Raw genomic sequence first — 22,769 nt, 5'->3', positions numbered from 1 at the left:
GAGAAATTATGAATCAAGAGAGAATAGACAGAATCAATACACTTTATCACAAGTCAAAATCCGTAGGGCTTACGGAGGAGGAAAAGGCAGAGCAGCAGGCTCTCCGCCAGGAATACATTCTTGCAATCCGCAACAGCCTGAGAGGAAACTTAAATAATATATCAATTCAGGAAGCAGACGGTTCCGTTACGGACCTGGGTAAGAAGTATGGAGATGTGGGAAAAGAATGAAATCCGTAAATGGGTAAAGGAGCAGAGGGAAGCCCTGGATGCGGCCACCCAGACCTTGTGGGATGAGTCCATCTGCCGCCAGGTTTTAAATACACCCGCAATTCGGCGGGCGTTCTGCGTGTTCTGTTACGCCTCCTTTGGTAAGGAGGCAGGGACCTGGAAGCTTATGGAGGCCCTATGGAACCAGGGAAAATACATAGCGCTGCCTAAAGTTTCCGGAAAGAATCTGGAGTTTTATGCCATTTCCGGAAAAAGGGATCTGGAAGAGGGGGTTATGGGAATTATGGAGCCCAAGCCCACCTGCTTAAGAATCTGGGATGAGGGAGCGCCGGTAGTGGTTCCCGGCCTTGCTTTTGACAAGTCAGGAAACAGGATCGGGTACGGCGGAGGCTATTATGACCGCTTTTTCAAGCAGGAGCCCGATCATTTCCGCCTTGCTATCGGCTATGGCTTCCAGTTGTTCGAAAGTCTTCCGGCGGAACCTCATGACATACCCATGAACCGGATCATCACTCCTTAGGGAGAGGAAAAAAGATTGGAGGACTTCATTATGACGATTACAGAAATTGGAAAAAAAGCAAAAGAAGTGACATCACTCATTGGAATTCTGGGTACTGAGAGAAAGAATGAAGGACTGAAAGCGGCTGCGGCTGCCCTTTTGGAGGGTGAGGCAGAAATCCTTGCTGCAAACCAGGATGATGTGATCAAAGCCGTTGCAGCCGGCATGAATCCCGGTTTGGTGGACCGGCTGGAGCTGACTCCGGGAAGAGTCGAAGCCATGGCTGACGGCCTTCTATCTGTGGCAGCTTTGGAAGACCCGGTAGGCGAAGTGCTTTCCATGAAGGTCCGTCCAAACGGTCTTACCATCGGCCAGAAACGGGTTCCCATGGGTGTGGTAGGCATCATCTATGAGGCCAGACCCAACGTGACTGCAGATGCCTTCGGCCTTTGCTTTAAATCCGGCAATGCAGTGATCTTAAAAGGTGGAAGCGATGCCCTGGAGTCCAATAAGGCCATCGTGAAATGGCTGCGCCTGGGGCTTAAAAACGCCGGCCTGCCTGAAGATGCCATTCAACTGATCACCGATACAGACCGGGAAGTGACAAAAGAGTTTATGCGCATGAGAGAATACGTGGATGTTCTGATTCCAAGAGGCGGGGCAGGGCTTATTAAGAGCGTGGTGGATAACAGCACCATTCCCGTCATTGAAACAGGAACCGGAAACTGCCATATCTTTGTGGATGAATCCGCTGATTTTAACATGGCGCTGGATATTATATTCAATGCAAAGACCCAGAGAATCGGAGTGTGCAATGCCTGTGAGGCTCTGGTCATTCACCAGAGTATTGCCCCTGCCTTTCTGCCACTTTTAAAGGAGCGGCTTTCCTCCAAGTCCGTTGAAATACGGGCTGATGAGGCTGCCTGTGCCATCGTAGAGGGTCTGGTTCCTGCTTTAGAGGAGGACTGGGGACAGGAATATCTGGATTATATTTTATCCTTAAAGCTTGTGGATTCCCTGGAGGAAGCTATTGCCCATATCAACCGCTACAGCACCGGACATTCAGAGGCCATCATCACCTCGGATTATGAGAATGCCCAGAAGTTTTTAAATGAAATCAATTCTGCTGCCGTTTACGTAAATGCTTCCACCCGGTTTACCGACGGATATGAATTCGGCTTCGGAGCGGAAATCGGCATCAGCACCCAGAAGCTTCACGCCAGAGGTCCTATGGGGCTGAAAGAACTGACTACCACCAAATATATCATTTACGGAAACGGACAGGTGCGTCCATAGTGGGGTTTTGCCGGTGATTTCATGGAGGGGAGCAAATGAATGTAGAAGTCATGAAAAGCATTGTGCTGAATATCGGCCTTCTGGTGATCCTGGCCCAGATTTTAGCCAGGATGGGGTTGGTAAAAAGGTGTATTGCCAGAGAACGGCATGAGGCAAAAGAGGTCATCATACTGATTCTTATTTTTGGTTCTTTCAGCATATTTTCCACATACATTGGATACGGAATAAAGGGAGCCATTGCCAATACCCGTATCATCGGTGTTATGGCAGGAGGAGTCATCGGTGGTCCTGTGGTCGGCATCGGGGCCGCCGTCATTGGAAGCATCCACCGGTATATGATTGATATAGGGGGATTTGCCTCTTTCGCATGTACGGTTTCCACTTTGGCAGGAGGCCTTATCAGTGCCGCTGTCGGGAAATATGTAAAAAAGAATAAATACAGAAGTCTGGATTTGTTTATCATTACCTTTGCCGCAGAGCTTTTGCAAATGGGCATTATCCTGGCTTTTGCAAAGCCCTATGAGGAGGCTGTTGCACTGGTAAGGATCATTGCAGTTCCTATGACATTTCTCAACGCCATGGGCATGGTTTTGTTTGCCGGAGTATTTAAGCACATGCTTGAAGAAATAGAGTATGAGGTAGGGCACAAAATGGGCCTTATCTTTGAAATATCCAAAAAGTGTCTTCCTTTTTTGCAATCCGGTGTTTATAATGAGGAAATATGCGGAAAAATCGGCGATATTATGCTGGAATATTCAAAGGATCTGTCCGTTATTTTTACGGATAAGAAAAATATTATCTGCACCAAAGGAAAAATATTAAACAGTCTGAATAGCAGCAGGGCCTTGCCGGATCTGGCCGGAGAAATTTTGTCCGGTGAACAGGTATGTATTGCGGAAGATGCTCCCATAGGTGATATTCTGCATAAAACACTGGAAAAAAACGTTGCAATCGGAGCCCCTCTGATGAAATATGGAAAGCCTATTGGCTGTCTCATTATCTTTGCAAATAAACTCAGAGTCTCTTATCATTCGGATGTCCAGCTGGTGGAAGGCTTAAGCAAATTGTTCTCCATGGAATTTGAGCTGGAGGAAATGGAAAAACAGCAGGTGCTTTTACAGAAAGCGGAATTTAAAGCCCTCCAATCTCAGATTAATCCCCACTTCATATTCAATTGTTTAAATACCATCAGCTCTTTTTGCAGGGAAAAGCCGGACAAGGCCAGGGAGCTTTTAATTGCTCTTGCCACTTATTTCAGAAACTCCATTGAGACTAAGGATGGGGTTGTGAGCATTTACGATGAGATCGATTATGTGATTGCCTATCTGCAGCTTGAAAAAGCCAGATTTGACGAACGACTGGATATTACACTGGATATTCCGGAAAACCTGGAATGCAAAATTCCCTGTCTGATTTTACAGCCCATTGTGGAAAATGCGGTAAAGCACGGTGCTATGAAGAAGAAACACGGCGAAGTGAAGATCATAATCCGGGAGGAATCAGAAGGGATTAAGATTTCTGTCATGGATAATGGCTTTGGAATTCCGGAACATGTGGTCAATGGATTAAAGTGCAATACCTCAGACGGCCGCAGAATCGGGCTGATCAATGTAGAAAAACGGTTGCGCTATGTTTACGGAGAGAAAAACGGTCTGGACATTGTAACTTCGGAAAATGGCTCTATTGTTAATATCCGTCTGCCCAAGGGGATTTCCGGGGTTCTGGAAATGGAACACGTATAACTGCAGAAAAGGGAGAAAAGATCATGAGAATCGCCATTATTGATGATGAAAAACCATCAAGAAATGAATTGACATATCTGATTAAAAAAGTGTTGCCTGATGCATCAGTATCGGAATTTGCAAGCGGGGAAGAAGGTCTGAAAGCCATTGCAGAGGAGCCCTTTGACCTGCTTTGCATTGACATTAATCTAGGAGACATCAGCGGGATCTCTCTTGCTGTGGCTGCCAGGAAATTTATACCGGAAGCGGAGATTGTGTTTGCTACGGCTTATAATAATTATGCGGATAAGGCATTTGAAGTGGAGGCGCTGTACTATCTGTTAAAACCCTTTTCAGAGGGGAAAGTAAGACAGATGCTGGAGAAATACAATCAAAAGCATGAAAAAAACATTTACGATACCAGACCACTTCTTTCGAAAATTTCATTATACGTGGATAAGAAGATTGTTTTGCTTGAGATTTCTTCTATTATATATATTGAGTCCCAGAACAGGGTCTGTATTGTCCATACCAAAGGAAAAAGCTATAAAGACAGCAATCCTTTAAGTTATTTTGAAGAACGGCTGGCAGAGAACGGATTTTTCCGGATACAGAAAAGTTATTTGATCAACTTAAACTATGCTGTGGAATTATATCCCTGGTTTAATAATACATATTGTGTGAAGATGGAAGGATTTGAAGATGCAGTTTTGCCAATAAGCAGGAACCAAATTAAGAAATTAAAAAATATAATTTGCATTTGATACATGTTATTTTACATATCGCCCCTGAAAATATACAATATACACAAAAAACGGAATATGTGTTAAGAAAGTGTGGTAAAATGAATGAAAGACAAGATGAATCAACATTCATTTATTTCAGGAGGTAGTCATGATTATATTTTTAGTTGGTATGGCAATTTTGATTTTCGGAGGGGCCTTCTATGGAAAGTTCTGCGAAAAAGTTTTTGAACCGGATGACAGGGAGACTCCGGCAGTGGCAATGGCAGACGGTGTTGACTATGTTGCCATGAAGCCCTGGAAGAACAAATTGATTGAGCTCTTAAACATTGCGGGAACAGGGCCGATTCTGGGGCCCATTCAGGGGATTTTGTTCGGTCCTATTGCATTTCTTACAATTCCCATTGGCTGCGTCATTGCCGGTTCCCTTCATGATTATTTTGTGGGCATGATTTCCATGCGAAACGGAGGAGCCCAGGTTCCGAAGATGATGTATAAGTTTATGGGCAAAGGAGCAACAAGAGTTTATACTATTATTATCTGGATTTTAATGCTCCTTACGGGTGTAGTATTTATTTATACCCCAGGAGACTTAATTGTCGGTGATGTGCTGGGAATGGATGTAAAGAGCAGCGTAATATGGGTTGTATATGCAGTTATTTTGCTTTATTATGTTATTTCCACCATCTTCCCCATTGACCAGATTATCGGACGTGTTTACCCGGTATTCGGTGCGGTGCTGATTATATCTGCTATTGGTGTATTTGGCGGAGTTATGATGGATGGCGGTGCCAGCATGATGGATTTAAGCAGCGGTTTATTGATGCAGCATCCCACCGGGCAGTCTTTTATTCCAGTATTTTTTATTACCGTTGCATGCGGAATTATGTCAGGCTTTCATGGCAGCCAGGCAACCTTGATTTCCAGAACTGTAAAGCATGAAAAAGAGGGGCGTCATACCTTCTACACCATGATGCTGGTGGAAGGAGCTATTGCTATGGTCTGGGCGGCGGGAGCCATGACTTTATTTGGCAGAGGAACCGGTATGGATACTGGGGCAACCCAGATGGTAGGAATCATTTCCAGAGAATTCATGGGAAATATAGGAGGATTGTTTGCGATTATCGGAGTTATTGTTCTACCCATAACCTCCGGTGACACTGCATTCCGTGCTCTTCGTCTGATGATTGCAGAGCAGTTTAATATTGATCAAAAGGAAGCAAAAAAGCGGGTCACGTTATCCTTAATAATTTTTATTCCTGCTATTGCAATTCTCTTCTATGCAAAATCCTCTCCGGGCGGATTTAACTTATTGTGGAGATACTTTGGATTTACAAACCAACTGGTTGCCGTGTTTGCCCTTGCAATGATCACGGTATACTTAAAAACGAACGGGAAAAATTACATGATTTCCCTACTGCCGGGAACCTTTTATACCTTTATTGTATTCAGCTACATATTCCATGAGAAAATTGGCTTTGGCCTGGAAGCCAGAATAGGCAGAATATTTAATATTCCTGCCACCAGCTATGTCATCTCCTATGTATTAGGTGTGATTTGTGCAGTCCTGTTTTTCTGGCTGGTGCCGAAGCTGGCTGTTAAGAGAAAGGATACCATTCTCAATTATAAAATGTAATTTAAGGTCAGGAGCTATTATTTGACAATACTTTGTGTTTGTGATAGAATATCAGCAGATTAATGGAAAGGGGTGAAAGGATGAAGTAATGATTCTTGCTTAAGTAACTGCATGATGAAAAAACAGTGGAGTAACATCCATTTTTTGTCGTGCCTGTTTTGCAAGAATATTATTTCATCCTCAAGCCCTTTTTTTCGTGTCCGGAAGGGACAGAAAAAACGTAGACTGCCCTAATGGGAGTTTTGAAGCAATGCGGCTGCGGGAAACATTCTTGCAGCTTTTTTGTGTGCAGAAGAAAATTTTCTGCTTGAATGGAGGATTGTCTATGTCGTTGATACAGGTTACAGATTTATCATTTACCTATGAAGGAAGCTATGATCCGGTATTTGAACACGTTTCGTTCCAGATTGATACAGACTGGAAGCTGGGATTTACGGGAAGAAACGGAAGGGGGAAAACCACCTTTTTAAACCTTTTGATGAACCGGTTTGAATATTCCGGAAGTATTTCTTCCAGTGTTATATTTGATTATTTCCCTTTTTCGGTGCCGGACCAGGAGAGGGACACTCAGGAGATTTTAGATTCCCTGCTTGGGGATTATGAATATTGGGAGTTGAAAAGAGAATTAAATAAGCTGCAGGTTTCAGAGGATGTAATGTACCGGCCATTTTACACCTTGTCAAACGGGGAGAGAACCAAGGTTCTTTTGGCGGCTCTTTTCCTGCGGGAAGGCCATTTTCTTCTGATTGACGAGCCTACCAACCATCTCGACCGGGAGGGAAGAAGACTGGTGAGCCAGTATTTAAGCGGTAAAAAAGGCTTTATTCTGGTATCCCATGACAGGAAGTTTTTAGACGCTTCGGTGGATCATATTTTATCCATCAATAAAAGGGATATTGAGGTACAGAAAGGGAATTTCACCTCCTGGTATGAGAATAAGCAGAGACAGGACCAGTATGAGTTGTCCGAAAATGAAAAGCTGAAAAAGGATATCCGTCACTTAGAGGAATCTGCCAGACGGTCCGGCCAATGGGCGGATCAGGTGGAATCCACGAAAATCGGTAAGAAATCCGCAGGCCAGGAAAAATCCATTGACAGACGGGCGTATATCGGTGAAAAGTCCAGGCGTATGCAGATGAGGAGAAAAAACCTGGAGAGAAGACAGGACCGCGCCTTGGAGGAGAAAAGAGGACTGCTAACCAATATAGAAGAAGCGGAAAGCTTAAAGCTTTATCCGTTAAGGCACCATTCCCAAAGGCTTATTTCCTTAAAGGATGTGGTTCCTTATTATGACGGCCCGGTCTGTGAGCCTGTAAGCTTTGTCTTAGAACAGGGACAGCGCGTTTCCCTCCAGGGGAAAAACGGCTGCGGAAAATCCAGCTTATTAAAGCTGATTCTTGGAAATGAAATGACTGACGGCCCTTCTCATAAGGGAACGGTAGAACTTGCCTCCGGTCTGAAAATCTCCTATGTGTCCCAGGATACTTCATTTTTAAAAGGCAGCTTAACAGAATATGCCAGGGAAAGCGGGGTGGAGGACTTTCTTTTTAAGGCCCTTTTGCGCAAGCTGGATTTTTCCAGGGAACAGTTTGAAAAGCCCATGGAATCCTACAGCGAAGGACAGAAGAAAAAGGTTCTCATTGCCAGCAGCCTTTGCCAGCAGGCTCATGTCTATATATGGGATGAACCCCTTAACTTTATTGATGTGTATTCCAGAATCCAGATTGAAGACCTGATTCTCAAATTCCAGCCTTCTATGGTACTTGTAGAGCATGATGAAGCTTTTACGGGAAATGTGGCAGACGTGGTGGTACAGATTCAGATGGATTTACCGTAAGAAATACTATTTTACTTCCATACAGCCATATGATAAGATTATTATGTGTAAAAACTCTTAAGGGAAAGGATATGCGCTGATGGGCGGAGTATGGAATGAAAAAGCTGATGAAGGAGAACAGAGAGTAAAAATGAATGTATTCAAGGAACTTATACTATCGGTTTATAAATATGAAAGCTATAGAGATTTTTTGAAAAACAAACGCAGGAAAGCTTTTTTAGCAGGGATTGTTCTTATGGTCATATATTTTTCTTTGACCATGATTTTCCCCTTTATAAGATTTCAGGTTCATACAGGAGGATTTGCAAGGATTATAGAGGATTTTATACCTGACTTTGATTTAAGCGGCGGAAAGCTTTGGGTGGAAAGGCCTATTGAATATGAATCCGGCGGCATCTATCTGAATATTAATACAGACCCGGATAACTCTTTTTATGATGTGGATGAAATTGGGGAATATATTTCAGATTATTATCAGGTAGTGTTGATGGATTCGGAAAAGGTTATTACAAAGAATCAGGGTGAAATATTAGGAGAATATTTTTCTGATCTTAATATAGAGTTCAACCGGGACAGACTTCAGCAGCTGGTTCCTCAGGCTTACCTGATTGCGGCGGCTTTTATGGTCCTTGCATTTATCTTTATGACGGCGGTGTTTTTCTTTGGCGTACTGATCGTTGCCCTTCTTGGTATGATCGTTGCCTCCGTCATGAACTACCGGCTGACCTTCGGACAATTGTATCAAATGGGTATCTATACCAGAACACTGCCTTTAATGACTAAGGCCCTTCTATCCTTTTTACCCTTTCCCATGCCCATGTTCGAAATTATCAATTTCGGTCTTTCCGTGCTGTATATTGTATTTGCCATCAGAAAAATGAAGGAGCTTGATGAGTGACTTTTTTGGTATTTGCAATAAAAGGGATTTATGATATACTGTTCACTGCGGATATATGCCATAATAAAAATTTAAGAGGTTATGTAAATGAATGATATAAATATGACTTATGAAGAAGCCCTCAGTCACGCTCCAAATGAAGAACCGGCAAGACAGTACTTTTTTATTGAGCGCTGTCAGGATATGCTGGAAAAATTAAAGGAGTCCTCAGGAAAAGAAGAATTTACCTTTCACATCGCCACATTCGGCTGCCAGATGAATTCCAGGGATTCTGAAAAGCTCCAGGGTATTTTGGAAGCAATCGGCTTTGTGGAAACCGATACGGAAGAAGCAGACTTCGTTCTTTATAACACATGCACAGTCAGGGAAAATGCCAATGACAGGGTTTATGGCCGTCTGGGCTTTTTAAACAGCTTAAAAAAGAAAAATCCCCACATGATGATCGCTTTATGCGGCTGCATGATGCAGGAAGAGAAGGTAGTTGCCAAGATTAAGAAAAGCTACCGCTTTGTGGATATTATTTTCGGCACTCACAATATTTTCAAACTGGCAGAGCTGATCCATGAACGCCTGGAAGCGAAAAAGATGGTTGTAGACATCTGGGAAGGCACGGACCGCATTGTGGAGGATCTCCCGACGGAACGGAAATACCCCTTCAAATCCGGCGTCAATATTATGTTCGGCTGCAACAATTTCTGCAGCTACTGCATTGTTCCTTATGTAAGGGGCAGAGAGAGAAGCAGAAGCCCCAAGGATATTGTGGAAGAGGTAAGGCAGCTTGCAGCAGATGGTGTTGTGGAAATCATGCTTTTGGGACAGAACGTCAACTCTTATGGAAAATCCCTTGAAACCCCAGTCAGCTTTGCAGAGCTTCTGACTCAGATCGACCAGGTGGAAGGTTTGGAGCGGATTCGCTTTATGACCTCTCATCCAAAGGATTTATCAGATGAACTGATTGAAGCTATGAAAAATTCCAAAAAAGTGTGCACCCATCTTCACCTGCCCCTTCAGTCCGGCAGCAGCCGGGTTTTAAAAATCATGAACCGGAAGTATACCAAGGAACGGTATCTGGAACTTGTGGAGAAAATCAAGACAGCTATGCCCAATATTTCCCTGACTACGGACATTATTGTAGGATTTCCAGGGGAGACAGAAGAGGATTTCCAGGAAACCCTTGACGTGGTGAGAAAAGTTCGTTTTGACAGTGCCTTCACCTTCATTTATTCTAAGCGCACCGGAACTCCGGCGGCGGATATGGAAGAGATTCCTGCAGATGTGGTCAAGGACCGGTTTGACCGCCTGCTTACAGAAGTCCAGAAGATATCGGCAGAGGTCTGCGGACGTGATGAACATACGGTGCAGAAGGTTCTGGCTGAGGAAGTAAATGACCATGAAAAGGGCCTTTTAACCGGACGCATGAGCAACAATACAACTGTACATTTTAAAGGAGATCCTTCTCTTATTGGAAAAATCGTGGATGTCCATCTGGATGAATCCAAAGGATTTTATTATATGGGAACCCTGGCTTAAGAAACCGTGGAAACGCAAGCATAAGAAAAGAGGAAGTACAAACCATGGCCGGATTATCACCAATGATGACCCATTATCTGGAAACAAAAAAAGAGTACCCGGACTGTATTCTGTTTTACAGGCTGGGTGACTTCTATGAAATGTTCTTTGAAGATGCGGTTACCGTATCCAGGGAACTGGAAATTACATTGACAGGAAAAGAATGCGGACTGGAGGAACGGGCACCCATGTGCGGCGTTCCTTACCATGCCGTTGATACATATTTAAACCGCCTTGTGCAAAAGGGCTATAAGGTGGCCATTGCCGAGCAGATGGAAGATCCCAAGCAGGCAAAGGGCCTTGTAAGGCGGGAGGTCATCCGGGTGGTGACTCCCGGAACCATAACCAGCGCCCAGGCTCTTGATGAAACAAAAAACAATTATCTCATGGGTATCGTCTACATTGGAGAAACCTTTGGAATCGCAGTTGCCGATATCAGCACCGGAGACTTCCTGGTGACTGAGGTGGAATCCGAGCGGGAGCTGGTTGATGAGATCAATAAATTCACCCCTTCTGAAATTATCTGCAACGAAGCTTTTTACGTTTCAGGAGTGGATATAGAGGAAATCAAAAACCGCTATCACGCGGTTATTTCATCTCTGGATCATCATTTCTTTTCCGATGAAGCTTGCCGGAAAATTCTGAAAGAACATTATAAAGTAGGCACTTTGGCCGGGCTGGGACTGGAGGATTACGACACTGGAGTGATTGCTGCCGGCGCTGTTATGGAGTATATGTATGAAACCCAGAAAAACAGCTTATCCCATATCACCGCCATCACCCCTTATTCCACCGGGCAATTCATGATTATTGACACCTCTACCAGAAGGAATCTGGAGCTTCTGGAAACCCTGAGGGAAAAACAGAAGAGGGGAAGCCTTCTCTGGGTCCTGGACCGGACGAAAACGGCCATGGGAGCCAGAATGCTTCGCACCTATATTGAACAGCCCTTAATCCATAAGTCTGAAATCATAAAGCGCCAAAATGCCATTGAAGAGCTGAACATGAATTACATATCCAGGGAAGAGATCTGCGAGTATTTAAACCCTATTTACGACCTGGAGCGGCTCATTGGCCGGATCAGCTATAAAACTGCCAATCCCAGGGATTTAGTCGCCTTTAAAAACTCTCTGGAAATGCTCCCTTACATCAAGGACATTTTAAAGGAGTTTACCAGCGACTTGTTGAAAGAATTGTGGGAGGAACTGGATGCCCTGGAGGATGTCAAGGATTTGATTGACAGGGCCATTATTGAAGACCCGCCTATTACAGTTCGGGAAGGCGGAATCATCCGGGATGGTTTTCATGAAGAAGCGGATAAGCTGAGAGGTGCCAAGACAGAGGGGAAAAACTGGCTGGCTGAGCTGGAATCAAAGGAAAAGGAAAAGACGGGAATCAAAAACCTGAAGGTGAAGTTCAACAAAGTTTTTGGATACTATTTTGAAGTGACCAATTCCTTTAAGGACCTTGTGCCGGATTACTTTATCCGCAAGCAGACCCTTGCCAATGCAGAGCGCTATACCACGGATGAACTGAAGGAACTGGAAGAAGTCATCGTAGGGGCTGAGGACAAGCTGTTTGCCCTGGAATACGAGTTATTCGGCCAGGTGAGAGATTCGGTTGCAGGAGAGGTTTTAAGAATTCAGAAGACAGCCAGAGCCGTTGCAGGAATCGATGTCCTGACTTCCCTTTCCTCTGTTGCCTCTAAAAATAATTACGTCAAACCTGCCATCAATGAAAAGGGAATCATTGACATTAAAAACGGACGCCATCCGGTTGTGGAAAAGATGATGAGAGATGATCTCTTCGTTTCCAATGATACCTACCTAGATAACGGTAAAAACCGGCTTTCCATCATTACAGGCCCCAACATGGCAGGAAAGTCTACCTATATGCGCCAGACGGCCCTCATTGTCTTAATGGCTCAGATCGGAAGTTTTGTGCCTGCCCAGGAGGCCAATATCGGCATCTGTGACCGTATTTTCACCCGTGTGGGCGCTTCTGATGATCTGGCATCCGGCCAGAGTACCTTTATGGTGGAAATGACAGAGGTTGCCAACATCCTTCGCAATGCCACCAAAAACAGCCTGATTGTCTTAGATGAAATCGGACGGGGTACCAGTACCTTTGACGGGCTCAGCATTGCATGGGCTGTGGTAGAGCACATCAGCAATTTAAAGCTTTTAGGAGCAAAGACCTTGTTTGCAACTCACTACCATGAGCTGACCGAGCTGGAAGGCACCATGAGCGGTGTCAACAATTACTGTATTGCAGTAAAGGAACAGGGCGAAGACATTGTATTTTTAAGAAAAATCATCAAAGGCGGAGCGGACAAAAGCTACGGCATCCAGGTGGCCAAGCTGGCAGGGGTGCCGGATTCGGTCATTGTCAGGGCCAGAGAACTTTTGGAAGAGCTGAGCGATGCGGATATTGCCACCAGAGCCAGGGAAATTGCAGAAGGTAATGGAAACGTCCCCCGCAGAAAAGCTGTTCCAAAGCCTGACGAGGTGGATTTGCAGCAGATGACTCTTTTTGACACTGCAAAGGATGATGACATCATCAGGGAGCTGGGAGAGTTAGAACTTGGAAACATGACTCCCATCGATGCCCTTAACACCTTATACCGCTTACAGACAAAGCTGAAAAACCGCTGGCAGTAGAGCGTATCTGAAAAAGGCTTGTATTTTTCAGACACGCTCTTGGGGCATGTTTAAAAAGGAGCTGATACCATGCCGAATATAACCGTACTGGACCAAAATACGATCAATAAAATAGCCGCAGGAGAAGTGGTGGAGCGGCCTGCCTCAGTGGTAAAGGAGCTTTTAGAAAATGCCATTGATGCAAAGGCCACGGCAGTGACTGTGGAAATCAAGGATGGAGGAACTACCTTTATCCGGGTGACCGACAATGGCTGGGGGATTCCAAAGGAAGAGGTTCCCCTGGCTTTCCTGCGCCATTCTACAAGCAAGATCAAGACTGTAGAGGATTTGTTTACCGTGGCTTCCCTGGGCTTTCGCGGGGAGGCTCTTGCCAGCATTGCATCAGTTTCCCAGGTGGAGCTGATTACCAAGACCAGCACCGGCCTGACCGGAACCAGATACCAGATTGACGGGGGAGAAGAGCGCTCCTTAGAAGAGATCGGAGCGCCGGAGGGAACCACCTTTATTGCCAGAAATTTATTTTACAATACCCCGGCCAGAAAGAAGTTTTTAAAGACTCCGGCTACCGAAGGGGCTCATGTGGCTGATCTGGTGGAAAAGCTGGCCCTGTCCCATCCGGAGGTATCCATCCGCTTTATCCAGAATAATCAGAATAAGCTTCACACCTCTGGGAACCACAATTTAAAGGATATTGTATACACGGTCTTTGGAAGGGAAATCGCTTCCAATCTTTTAGAGGTTTCTGTGAAAAAGAAAGAGGTTTCCATAGAAGGCCATATCGGAAAACCGGTTATTGCCAGAGGAAACCGGAATTATGAGAATTATTTTATCAATGGGCGGTATATTAAAAGCAGTGTTATTTCCAGGGCAATTGAAGAAGCTTATAAGCCCTTTATGATGCAGCATAAATATCCCTTTACCATGCTTCATTTTTCCATTGAACCGGAGCTTTTGGATGTAAACGTCCATCCCACCAAGATGGAGCTGCGTTTCAGAGATGGGGAGCTGATTTACCAGACAGTATATCAGGCAGTGTCCGGGGCTTTGGCTCATAAAGAGCTGATACCGGAGGTGGAGCTGATCAAAAGGGTGGAAGAAAAGCCGGTATTTGCAGCCAGAAAACACGAGCCTGCGCCGGAACCCTTTGAAAAGCGGCGGATCATGGCTATGCAGCAGGCAGCCACTGAAGAGAAACAGGAGGCAGGTTCCCTCTTTCCCAAACGTTTGGTTCCGCCTAAGCCGTCTTTTGTGAGAGAAGGAAATGACCTTCTGGAAAACTGGCTGAAACCGGAATCAGGGTCTTCAGAAAAGGAAGGCTTTCAAAAACTGTCAGAGTCTGTGGCGGCGAAGCCGGGCGGTGAACGGAGTTCAGAACCAAGCTCTGAATTAGTTATATATCCGGCCGCTGACAGGGGAGAGTCTTCTTCGTCAGTGAAGGAAGAAACGCCGGAACAGTTGGACTTATTTGACGGAAAGCTGTTAGAGCCAAAAGCCCGTTCCATGCACAAACTGATCGGACAGCTTTTTGATACCTATTGGCTGGTGGAATTTAACGGACATCTTTACATTATTGACCAGCATGCTGCCCATGAAAAGGTTTTATATGAGAAAACCATGGCAACACTGAAAACCAGAGAGTATTCCTCCCAGTTGGTGAGCCCTCCCATTATTCTCACTTTAAACCGCAATGAAGAGGTGCTTTTAACCCAGCATTTAAAATATTTTACTGACATCGGATTTGAGATAGAGCCTTTCGGCGGAAAAGAGTATGCGGTCAGGGGAGTTCCGGCCAATTTATTTTCTATTGCAAAAAAGGAACTTCTGATTGAAATGATTGATGGATTGTCGGAGGAAGGCTTTTCCCACAATCCTGACGTGATTTACGAGAAAGTCGCTTCCATGTCCTGTAAGGCCGCAGTAAAGGGAGGACACAGGCTGTCTGCTGCAGAGGCAAATCAGCTGATTGACCAGTTGTTAAGCCTGGAAAACCCTTATGCCTGCCCTCATGGCAGGCCCACCATCATCTCCATGAGCAAGTATGAGCTGGAGAAAAAATTCAAGAGGATTGTTTAATGAAACCACTTATTATTTTAACCGGACCGACAGCAGTTGGGAAAACAGCCCTGTCAGTCCGCCTTGCAAAAGCAGTGGGAGGAGAAATCATAAGCGCTGACTCCATGCAGGTTTACCGCCATATGGACATCGGCTCCGCAAAGATTACTAAGGAAGAGATGGAGGGGATTCCCCATCATTTAATTGACGTTTTAAATCCTGATGAGGAATTCAATGTGACAACCTTTCAGCAGCTGGCAAAAAAGGCTGTGGAAGAGATTTATTCCAGAGGACGTATTCCCATTGTGGCAGGGGGGACTGGTTTTTATATCCAGGCCCTTCTTTATGATATTGATTTTACGGAAAACGGAGAAGATACCTCCATCCGGGACGAACTGGAAGCTCTGGGAAGAGAAAAGGGAGCCGGGTTTCTCCACCATATGTTAAAAGACATTGACCCGGAATCAGCGGAGGAAATTCATGCCAACAACCAGAAGCGGGTGATCCGGGCCATTGAATATTACAGGCAGACAGGAGAGCGTATTTCAGAGCATAATAAGCGGGAAAGGCAGAAGAAGTCTCCTTACGATTTCCTCTATTATGTGGTGAACACAGACCGGAATGTTCTCTATGAGCGGATTGACCGGCGGGTGGATTTGATGGTTCAGCAGGGCCTTGTCAAAGAGGTGGAACAGTTGAAGGCCATGGGCTGCACCAGGGACATGGTATCCATGCAGGGCCTGGGTTATAAGGAGATTCTGGATTATTTACAGGGAGCTGCCACTCTTGAGGAGGCAGTCTATATCCTGAAACGGGATACCAGGCATTTTGCCAAGCGGCAGCTCACCTGGTTTAAACGGGAACGGGATGTGAGATGGCTGAACCTTCCTGACTTTGGAAATGACCAGGAAAAGGTATTGGAAAAGATATTACAAGACATAAATGAGATGTACGGATTGGAGAAAAAATAGATCATGGATATCAATGCAATGTACGAAACTCTGGGAATCAGCCGCCAGGTGCTGGATTTTGGAAAAGAGATCGAAGAAGCTTTAAAGGACCGTTTTAAGGAAATTGACGAGACTGCGGAATACAACCAGATGAAGGTCATAAAGGCCATGCAGGATAACAGGGTCAGTGATATTCATTTTGCAGCAACCACTGGCTATGGCTACAATGACTTGGGCAGGGATACTTTAGAAGATGTGTATGCCGGCGTATTTCACACGGAAAGCGCCCTTGTAAGGCCGAACCTGATCAGCGGCACCCACGCTCTTTCCATCGCCCTTTCTGGAAACCTCCGTCCGGGAGACGAGCTTCTTTCTCCGGTGGGAAAGCCTTATGACACCCTGGAGGAAGTCATCGGCATCCGGGACAGTGTCGGTTCCTTAAAGGAATACGGAGTTGTATACCGTCAGGTGGACCTTCTTTCGGACGGAACTTTTGACTATGAATCCATTGCAAAGGCTGTCAATGAAAAGACAAAGCTGGTCACCATCCAGCGTTCCAAGGGCTATGATACACGTCCCACATTTTCCGTTGCCCAGATCGGTGAACTGATTGGTTTTATTAAAAAAATAAAGCCGGATGTGATCTGCATGGTAGATAATTGTTACGGGGAATTCGTGGAAAAGCTGGAACCCAGTGACGTGGGAGCGGATATGGTGGTGGGTTCCCTCATTAAAAATCCGGGAGGCGGCCTTGCTCCCATTGGAGGCTATATTGCAGGCCGGGCGGACTGCATTGAACGGGCCTCTTACCGCTTAAGCGCTCCGGGTCTTGGAAAAGAGGTGGGAGCCAGTTTAGGGCTTAACCAGTCCTTTTACCAGGGATTATTTTTGTCCCCCACCGTGGTGGCAGGAGCCTTAAAGGGGGCCATTTTTGCAGCCAATGTCTATGAAAAGCTGGGCTTTCCGGTGGTGCCAAACAGTTCGGAATCCCGCCATGATATCATTCAGGCCATTACTTTTGGATCCCCGGAAGGCGTGGTCGCATTCTGCCAGGGAATCCAGGCAGCAGCTCCTGTGGACAGCTTTGTGACACCGGAGCCGTGGGATATGCCTGGCTACGATGCACCTGTTATTATGGCGGCAGGAGCCTTTGTTCAGGGTTCTTCCATTGAGTTGAGTGCCGACGGTCCCATAAAGCCCCCTTATGCCGTTTATTTTCAGGGAGGGCTTACATGGTATCATGCAAAGCTGGGAATCCTTAAATCCATGCAAAAGCTTTTGGAAGCCGGAGTCCTCAAAAAAGGCTATACACAACTGTAAATCTATGCTAAAATATTTTGATAGGCACGGAAATTCCTGCCATAATACCAAAAGGGGTAGCAGAGCAGATGAAGTACAAAAACTGCTGGGTACTGCTTCTTCTTATGCTTGCCGGTGTTGTCTTAGGAGGATTTATGGGAGATCTGGCTAAGGGGATATCCTGGCTGTCCTGGCTGAATGTGGGACAGTCCTTTGGGTTTGACACCCCGCTTGTGGTCAATTTAGGCATCCTGGTCATTACCTTTGGGATCAACATTAAAATAACCATGGCAGGCATCATAGGAGTGGCAGCAGCCCTCATCACATATCGGTTTATTTAAAACGTATGTCCTTTTTTTCGTACCTGGAGAGTAACGGTCAGGAGGCATATGGAACGTATAACAATGAAACACATTCCGGCACAGGAGCGGCCCTATGAAAAATGCTTGACGGATGGGCCGGAGGCTTTAAGCGATGCGGAGCTCTTATCCATTATTATCCGCACCGGTTCCAGGGAGGATAATTCCCTGGCTCTGTCACAAAAGATACTGGCCTTAAATTATCCGAAAGAGGGTATTTTAGGGCTTTTGCATCTTTCCATTCCGGAGCTTATGGCTGTCAAGGGAATCGGAAGGGTCAAGGGAGCACAGCTCATGTGCATTGGAGAGCTTTCCAGGCGTATCTGGAAGCGGAGCGCTCTTTCAGAGACCGTTTCCTTTCACAATCCCCTTGAAATCGTCAATTATTTCATGGAAGATATGCGCCACAAGGAGCGGGAACAGGTTTTCATTCTCCTTCTCAATACAAAGGGAGCTTTAATCAAAGAAGTCCTGATTTCCCAGGGAACGGTAAATGCTTCGGTGGTTTCCCCCAGGGAGATCTTTATAGAAGCCGCCAGATACCACGCTGTGAGCCTGGTACTGGTCCATAACCATCCCAGCGGAGATCCCTCTCCCAGCAAAGAGGATATCAGCCTTACCCGCCGGGTAAAGGAAGCCGGGGAATTAATGGGAATCCGGCTGCTGGATCATATTATCATAGGAGATAATTCCTATATCAGTTTGAAGGAACGGGGAATTTTATAGATGGAATCAAAGCGCAGCAAATATGTTCTTATCGCTTTAACAGTATTTTGTGTCCTGCTGATCGGGCTGACCTCCATTCGGGATGAATGGCTGACACCCCTTAGGACCGGAGTGGGCTATTTCCTGATTCCGGTGCAGTCAGGGGTCAATGCGGTGGGGTCGTCCATTTACGACCAGATCGTGGATTATACAAAGCTGCGGGATGCGTTAGATGAAAACAAAGAGATGAAAGAGATCATTACCCAGCTTACGGAGCAGAATACCAGGCTTCAGGCTGAGGAATTTGAATTAAAGCGGCTCCGTCAGCTTTACAGCCTGGATCAGGAATACGGCCAGTATGAAAAGGTGGGGGCAAGGGTCATTGCCAATGACTCCAGCAACTGGTTTCAGATATTCCGTATTGATAAGGGCTCCAAAGACGGAATTGCCGTGGACATGAATGTGGTGGCCGGAGGCGGTCTGGTAGGTCTTGTGACGGATGTGGGAGCCAATTATGCCACGGTCCGCTCCATTATTGACGACTCCAGCCGTGTCAGCGGAATGGCTATGCAGTCCGCTGACAGTTGTATTGTGGCCGGAGATCTGACTTTGTTTAAGGAAGGCAGGCTCAGGATCACCAATGTATTAAAAGAAAGCGATTTAAAAGACGGTGACAAGATCGTGACCTCCAACATCAGTTCCGTATTTCTTCCGGGCATTTTGATCGGTTATGCCGCTGATGTGACCAACGATACCAACAACGTGACCAAATCAGGATATTTAATTCCGGCGGCAGAGTTTGACAGCCTCCAGGAGGTTTTAGTCATTACAGAGCTTAAGGCTGACATGATGAAGGAAGAGGAGTCTTCTGAATCACCGGAGGCAGAAGCGCCTTCTGAAGAAGAGAGCGCTTCCCAATAACAAAAAGGAGAAAAATGAGACGGATTTTTATTAACGTATTGCTGATTCTTCTGGCATTTACCATTCAAAACTGCATATTTCCCCTTTTGCCGTTTTTATCGGCTGCTCCCAACCTGCTTCTGATCCTGACTTTTTCCTTTGGATTCATCTATGGAACAGAGGCGGGAATGTATTACGGACTTATATCAGGGCTTATGATGGATTTGTTCTACAGCGGCCCCTTTGGTTTTTATACCCTGATCTTTGTTCACGTGGGTTATATCAACGGTATTTTCCGGAAATATTATTATGAGGACTATATCACTCTGCCCCTGATTTTAAGCATTTTGAATGAGCTGGCTTATAACATGTATATTTATGTTTTCCGGTTCCTGATCCGTCAAAAGATCCGAATCGGATATTATTTCACCAACCTGGTGCTGCCTGAGATCATTTTTACAGTCGTGACGACTTTGCTTTTTTACCGTCTCTTCCTGATCTTAAACCGCCGGCTGGAGGAAATTGAAAAAAGAGGTGATTCTTCCATTGTTTAGAGATTTATTAGATATACTGACAGATTTTTTTAAAAAGGCGATTTCTTCCAGACTTTTTATACTTGGATGCATTTGCTTTGCCATGTATGCCGGATTGGTGGGAACTCTTTTTGATATGCAGATCATTCGTGGAGAAGAAGCTCTTAACGAATATATGCAGATTACAGAGCAAACCATCACAACTGCCGGAACAAGAGGAAATATTTATGACCGCAACGGAAAGCTCCTGGCTTACAATAAGCTGGCTTATTCCGTAACCGTACAGGATACGGGAGCCTATAAAAAGGCAGAAGATAAAAACAACATGTATTTAAGGCTGGTGAGAATCCTCGAAAAGCATGGAGAAAAGGTTCAGGGGAAATTTGAAGTAGCCCTGGATCCTAATGGAGATATGGTTTATACCTCCTCTTCGGAAAGCGCAAGAAAGCGTTTTCTCCGGGATTATTACGGTGTGAAAAAGGTGGAAGACTTAGATGATGAAAAAGGAAAATATCCTTCCAATTTAAACGCCAGAGAATTGTTCCAGATGGCTTATGAGGATAACGGTTTTGACAAATTAAAGGACGAGGATGGAAATCCGGTTACTCTCACAGACCAGGAGGCCCTTGATATCATCAATATTAAGTACGCCCTTCGTCTCATGTCCTTTCGTAAATACGAAGCAACCACTGTGGCTACTCAGGTTTCCGATGAAACCGTTGCCGATATTTTAGAGCACACCGGAGATTTACAGGGCGTAAATGTGGAGGAAACCACCATCCGGGCTTATAACGACAGCATTCCCTTTGCACCTGTCATCGGTTATACGGGTAAGGTGCCTGAGGATCAGTTGGAGGAGCTTCAGCAGAAAAAACCTGACTACGATATTAATGATATCGTAGGCCGGACAGGCATCGAATACACCATGGAGCAGGATCTTCAGGGCACTAAGGGGAAGAAGACCATTTACAAGGACAGCATGGGGCGGATCAGAGAAACAAAGGATGAAACGGATTCCTCTGCAGGCAATGACGTTTATTTAACTATGGATGCGGACCTTCAGAAAGGTATTTACCATCTGATCGAACAGTCCCTGGCCGGAGTCCTTATAAAAACCATTGTCAACGGGGATTATCAGGTTGGCAGTACCACTGACGGTTCCAATATGAAGATACCTGTCAAGGACGCCTATTATCAGCTGATTAATAACAACGTGCTTTCTTTGAAAGGAATAGAGGAAGAGGATGCCTCCGATACGGAGAAAGAGATATACCGCAAATACGTGTCCTCCCAAGAGCAAATTTTTATAAATCTCACCAATGAACTGATGAGTCCTCACGCTACGGCCATGAAGGACCTGCCTGAGGATATGAAGGCTTATATGTTTTACATTTACTCCTACCTGGCAGGGCCTACGGTGGGAATGATCAAAGAAGATGCCATCGACACCTCCAGTCAGGAATACCAGGCCTGGAAGGCCGATGAAATCAGTCTGAGAAATTATTTATACTATGGAATTGCAAACGGCTGGGTGGACACCACCAAGCTGGAAACAGGTGCCAAGTATTCCAATGCAGACGATACCTTTGAAGCTCTGGTCCGCTATACCTTGGAAAGCCTGAGAGAAGACCGGAACTTTACCAAGAGAATTTACCGTTATTTAATTAATGATGATGTAATTACAGGACAGGAACTTTGTCTTGCCTTATACGATCAGGGAGTCCTGATTGACAAAGGGCAGGAAGCCGCAGAACTTCGGGCTTCCGGCGACGCTTATTCCTTCCTGCTGAAAAAGCTTTCCACCCTGGAAATCACCCCGGCCCAGCTGGCTCTGTCTCCCAGCAATGCAGGTGTGGTGGTCACCGATGACAAGACAGGGGAGGTTCTGGCTCTCGTTTCCTATCCGGGATATGACAACAACCGGATCGGTGACGGCACTTATTTCAGCCAGCTTCAGGCAGATTTATCCCTGCCTTTATATAACAATGCAACCCAGACCAGAAAGGCACCGGGTTCTACCTTTAAGCCCATTACTGCCGTGGCGGCTCTGGAAGAACATGTGGTCAACACAGAGGAAACCATCAATTGTACCGGTGAGTATGATGAGATAGCCATGCCTATCAAATGCTGGATTTATCCCGGATATCACGGTCATTTAAATCTTGTGGAAGGTATTGCAAATTCCTGCAACGTCTTTTTTGCTGAGTTAGGACATCGCCTTTCTACAGATGCATCGGGGAATTACTCCCCGGATGGAGGACTTGAAGTCCTGAGAGAATACGCATCCAAATTCGGGCTGGATCATAAGTCCGGAGTGGAAATAGCGGAGCTGGAACCCCAGATATCCAAGGAGGACCCGGAGCGTTCTACCATGGGACAGGGAAGCCATGCTTATACCAATGTTCAGCTTTCCAGATATGTGGCGGCTCTTGCAAACAGGGGAACCGTGTTTGAACTCAGTTTATTAGATAAAACAACGGATTCTGAAGGCAATCTGATTAAAGATTATACCCCTGAGATTTCTTCTCATATTGACGCGGCGGACTTAACGTGGGATACTGTACAACAGGGGATGAGAGAGGTGATAACAAACGGTTCCTCAAAAAGGCTGTTTGCAGACCTTGAGGTGGAAATTGCAGGAAAAACGGGTACTGCCCAGGAGGCCAGAAATAAACCGAACCACGCATTTTTCATTTCTTTTGCACCCTATAATGATCCGGAAATCTGTGTTACGGTGAATATTCCTTATGGATATTCATCCTCCAACGCTGCCAATATTGGAAAAAACGTCTATGAATATTATTATGGATATAGAGACCTGGAATCCATTGTAAACGCAGGCGCCCTGGATGCAGCACAGGTCAAAATTGGTGATTAACTAG

At 45.4% G+C, this 22,769-nt stretch carries 18 protein-coding genes; all 18 read left to right on the top strand.

Annotated elements, in window-relative coordinates:
- Nucleotides 1-8: 8 nt before the first annotated feature.
- Complete coding sequence (locus V7M78_RS18290; RefSeq protein ID WP_333651809.1) at nt 9-230, top strand: DUF896 domain-containing protein; 222 nt, start codon at nt 9-11, stop codon at nt 228-230.
- On the top strand, nt 214-750 hold the full coding sequence (locus V7M78_RS18285) for a 5-formyltetrahydrofolate cyclo-ligase (RefSeq protein WP_333651808.1): 537 nt from the start codon (nt 214-216) through the stop codon (nt 748-750). The genes V7M78_RS18290 and V7M78_RS18285 overlap by 17 nt, the downstream gene beginning before the upstream one ends.
- Before the next feature lie 30 nt (nt 751-780).
- Nucleotides 781-2,025, top strand: coding sequence for a glutamate-5-semialdehyde dehydrogenase (locus V7M78_RS18280; protein ID WP_333651807.1), 1,245 nt, complete (start codon nt 781-783; stop codon nt 2,023-2,025).
- 35 nt (nt 2,026-2,060) lie between these two features.
- The gene (locus V7M78_RS18275) at nt 2,061-3,767 is read left to right on the top strand and encodes a LytS/YhcK type 5TM receptor domain-containing protein (protein WP_333651806.1); all 1,707 of its coding nucleotides are present in this window, start codon (nt 2,061-2,063) and stop codon (nt 3,765-3,767) included.
- A 23-nt stretch (nt 3,768-3,790) separates the two neighbouring features.
- Nucleotides 3,791-4,510 carry a LytR/AlgR family response regulator transcription factor gene (locus tag V7M78_RS18270; protein ID WP_333651805.1) on the top strand — a complete coding sequence of 240 codons (720 nt, stop codon included), beginning with the start codon at nt 3,791-3,793 and terminating at the stop codon, nt 4,508-4,510.
- A 130-nt stretch (nt 4,511-4,640) separates the two neighbouring features.
- Nucleotides 4,641-6,125: a carbon starvation CstA family protein gene (locus V7M78_RS18265; protein ID WP_333651804.1), complete on the top strand. Its 1,485-nt coding sequence runs from the start codon at nt 4,641-4,643 to the stop codon at nt 6,123-6,125.
- Nucleotides 6,126-6,450: 325 nt separating this feature from the next.
- Nucleotides 6,451-7,962: a ribosomal protection-like ABC-F family protein gene (abc-f, locus tag V7M78_RS18260; protein ID WP_333651803.1), complete on the top strand. Its 1,512-nt coding sequence runs from the start codon at nt 6,451-6,453 to the stop codon at nt 7,960-7,962.
- Nucleotides 7,963-8,041: 79 nt separating this feature from the next.
- Nucleotides 8,042-8,860 (top strand): DUF1189 domain-containing protein, encoded by an 819-nt coding sequence (locus V7M78_RS18255; RefSeq protein WP_333651802.1) that lies wholly within the window; start codon nt 8,042-8,044, stop codon nt 8,858-8,860.
- 87 nt (nt 8,861-8,947) lie between these two features.
- A complete protein-coding gene (gene miaB / locus V7M78_RS18250) occupies nt 8,948-10,390 on the top strand; it encodes a tRNA (N6-isopentenyl adenosine(37)-C2)-methylthiotransferase MiaB (protein ID WP_333651801.1) in 1,443 nt (480 codons plus the stop codon).
- Nucleotides 10,391-10,434: 44 nt separating this feature from the next.
- A complete protein-coding gene (mutS, locus tag V7M78_RS18245) occupies nt 10,435-13,089 on the top strand; it encodes a DNA mismatch repair protein MutS (protein WP_333651800.1) in 2,655 nt (884 codons plus the stop codon).
- 69 nt (nt 13,090-13,158) lie between these two features.
- Nucleotides 13,159-15,162 carry a DNA mismatch repair endonuclease MutL gene (gene mutL / locus V7M78_RS18240; RefSeq protein ID WP_333651799.1) on the top strand — a complete coding sequence of 668 codons (2,004 nt, stop codon included), beginning with the start codon at nt 13,159-13,161 and terminating at the stop codon, nt 15,160-15,162.
- Complete coding sequence (gene miaA / locus V7M78_RS18235) at nt 15,162-16,112, top strand: tRNA (adenosine(37)-N6)-dimethylallyltransferase MiaA (RefSeq protein WP_333651798.1); 951 nt, start codon at nt 15,162-15,164, stop codon at nt 16,110-16,112. Before mutL ends, miaA begins: the two co-directional genes overlap by 1 nt.
- 3 nt (nt 16,113-16,115) lie before the next feature.
- Nucleotides 16,116-17,411, top strand: a complete 1,296-nt coding sequence (locus V7M78_RS18230; RefSeq protein WP_333651797.1) for a methionine gamma-lyase family protein — start codon at nt 16,116-16,118, stop codon at nt 17,409-17,411.
- A gap of 68 nt (nt 17,412-17,479) precedes the next feature.
- Complete coding sequence (locus tag V7M78_RS18225) at nt 17,480-17,731, top strand: DUF4321 domain-containing protein (RefSeq protein ID WP_333651796.1); 252 nt, start codon at nt 17,480-17,482, stop codon at nt 17,729-17,731.
- A gap of 48 nt (nt 17,732-17,779) precedes the next feature.
- Nucleotides 17,780-18,475 carry a RadC family protein gene (radC, locus tag V7M78_RS18220; protein WP_333651795.1) on the top strand — a complete coding sequence of 232 codons (696 nt, stop codon included), beginning with the start codon at nt 17,780-17,782 and terminating at the stop codon, nt 18,473-18,475.
- The gene (gene mreC, locus V7M78_RS18215) at nt 18,476-19,375 is read left to right on the top strand and encodes a rod shape-determining protein MreC (protein WP_333651794.1); all 900 of its coding nucleotides are present in this window, start codon (nt 18,476-18,478) and stop codon (nt 19,373-19,375) included.
- 14 nt (nt 19,376-19,389) lie between these two features.
- The gene (gene mreD / locus V7M78_RS18210) at nt 19,390-19,908 is read left to right on the top strand and encodes a rod shape-determining protein MreD (RefSeq protein WP_333651793.1); all 519 of its coding nucleotides are present in this window, start codon (nt 19,390-19,392) and stop codon (nt 19,906-19,908) included.
- Nucleotides 19,901-22,765, top strand: coding sequence for a penicillin-binding transpeptidase domain-containing protein (locus V7M78_RS18205; RefSeq protein WP_333651792.1), 2,865 nt, complete (start codon nt 19,901-19,903; stop codon nt 22,763-22,765). Before mreD ends, V7M78_RS18205 begins: the two co-directional genes overlap by 8 nt.
- The last annotated feature ends 4 nt before the right edge of the window (nt 22,766-22,769 follow it).

This window comes from Lacrimispora sp., assembly GCF_036758025.1.
In the GTDB taxonomy this organism is placed as follows: Bacteria; Bacillota; Clostridia; order Lachnospirales; family Lachnospiraceae; genus Lacrimispora.
The sequence above is the reverse complement of the archived record's forward strand: the minus strand, read 5'-3'. Positions and strand labels throughout refer to the sequence as shown.

Excerpts from the sequence above, each read along its gene's own strand:
- V7M78_RS18290 (WP_333651809.1), top strand. The coding sequence starts at position 9 with ATGAATCAAGAGAGAATAGACAGAATCAATACACTTTATCACAAGTCA.
- V7M78_RS18285 (WP_333651808.1), top strand. The coding sequence starts at position 214 with ATGTGGGAAAAGAATGAAATCCGTAAATGGGTAAAGGAGCAGAGGGAA.
- V7M78_RS18280 (WP_333651807.1), top strand. The coding sequence starts at position 781 with ATGACGATTACAGAAATTGGAAAAAAAGCAAAAGAAGTGACATCACTC.
- V7M78_RS18275 (WP_333651806.1), top strand. The coding sequence starts at position 2,061 with ATGAATGTAGAAGTCATGAAAAGCATTGTGCTGAATATCGGCCTTCTG.
- V7M78_RS18270 (WP_333651805.1), top strand. The coding sequence starts at position 3,791 with ATGAGAATCGCCATTATTGATGATGAAAAACCATCAAGAAATGAATTG.
- V7M78_RS18265 (WP_333651804.1), top strand. The coding sequence starts at position 4,641 with ATGATTATATTTTTAGTTGGTATGGCAATTTTGATTTTCGGAGGGGCC.
- abc-f (WP_333651803.1), top strand. The coding sequence starts at position 6,451 with ATGTCGTTGATACAGGTTACAGATTTATCATTTACCTATGAAGGAAGC.
- V7M78_RS18255 (WP_333651802.1), top strand. The coding sequence starts at position 8,042 with ATGGGCGGAGTATGGAATGAAAAAGCTGATGAAGGAGAACAGAGAGTA.
- miaB (WP_333651801.1), top strand. The coding sequence starts at position 8,948 with ATGAATGATATAAATATGACTTATGAAGAAGCCCTCAGTCACGCTCCA.
- mutS (WP_333651800.1), top strand. The coding sequence starts at position 10,435 with ATGGCCGGATTATCACCAATGATGACCCATTATCTGGAAACAAAAAAA.
- mutL (WP_333651799.1), top strand. The coding sequence starts at position 13,159 with ATGCCGAATATAACCGTACTGGACCAAAATACGATCAATAAAATAGCC.
- miaA (WP_333651798.1), top strand. The coding sequence starts at position 15,162 with ATGAAACCACTTATTATTTTAACCGGACCGACAGCAGTTGGGAAAACA.
- V7M78_RS18230 (WP_333651797.1), top strand. The coding sequence starts at position 16,116 with ATGGATATCAATGCAATGTACGAAACTCTGGGAATCAGCCGCCAGGTG.
- V7M78_RS18225 (WP_333651796.1), top strand. The coding sequence starts at position 17,480 with ATGAAGTACAAAAACTGCTGGGTACTGCTTCTTCTTATGCTTGCCGGT.
- radC (WP_333651795.1), top strand. The coding sequence starts at position 17,780 with ATGGAACGTATAACAATGAAACACATTCCGGCACAGGAGCGGCCCTAT.
- mreC (WP_333651794.1), top strand. The coding sequence starts at position 18,476 with ATGGAATCAAAGCGCAGCAAATATGTTCTTATCGCTTTAACAGTATTT.
- mreD (WP_333651793.1), top strand. The coding sequence starts at position 19,390 with ATGAGACGGATTTTTATTAACGTATTGCTGATTCTTCTGGCATTTACC.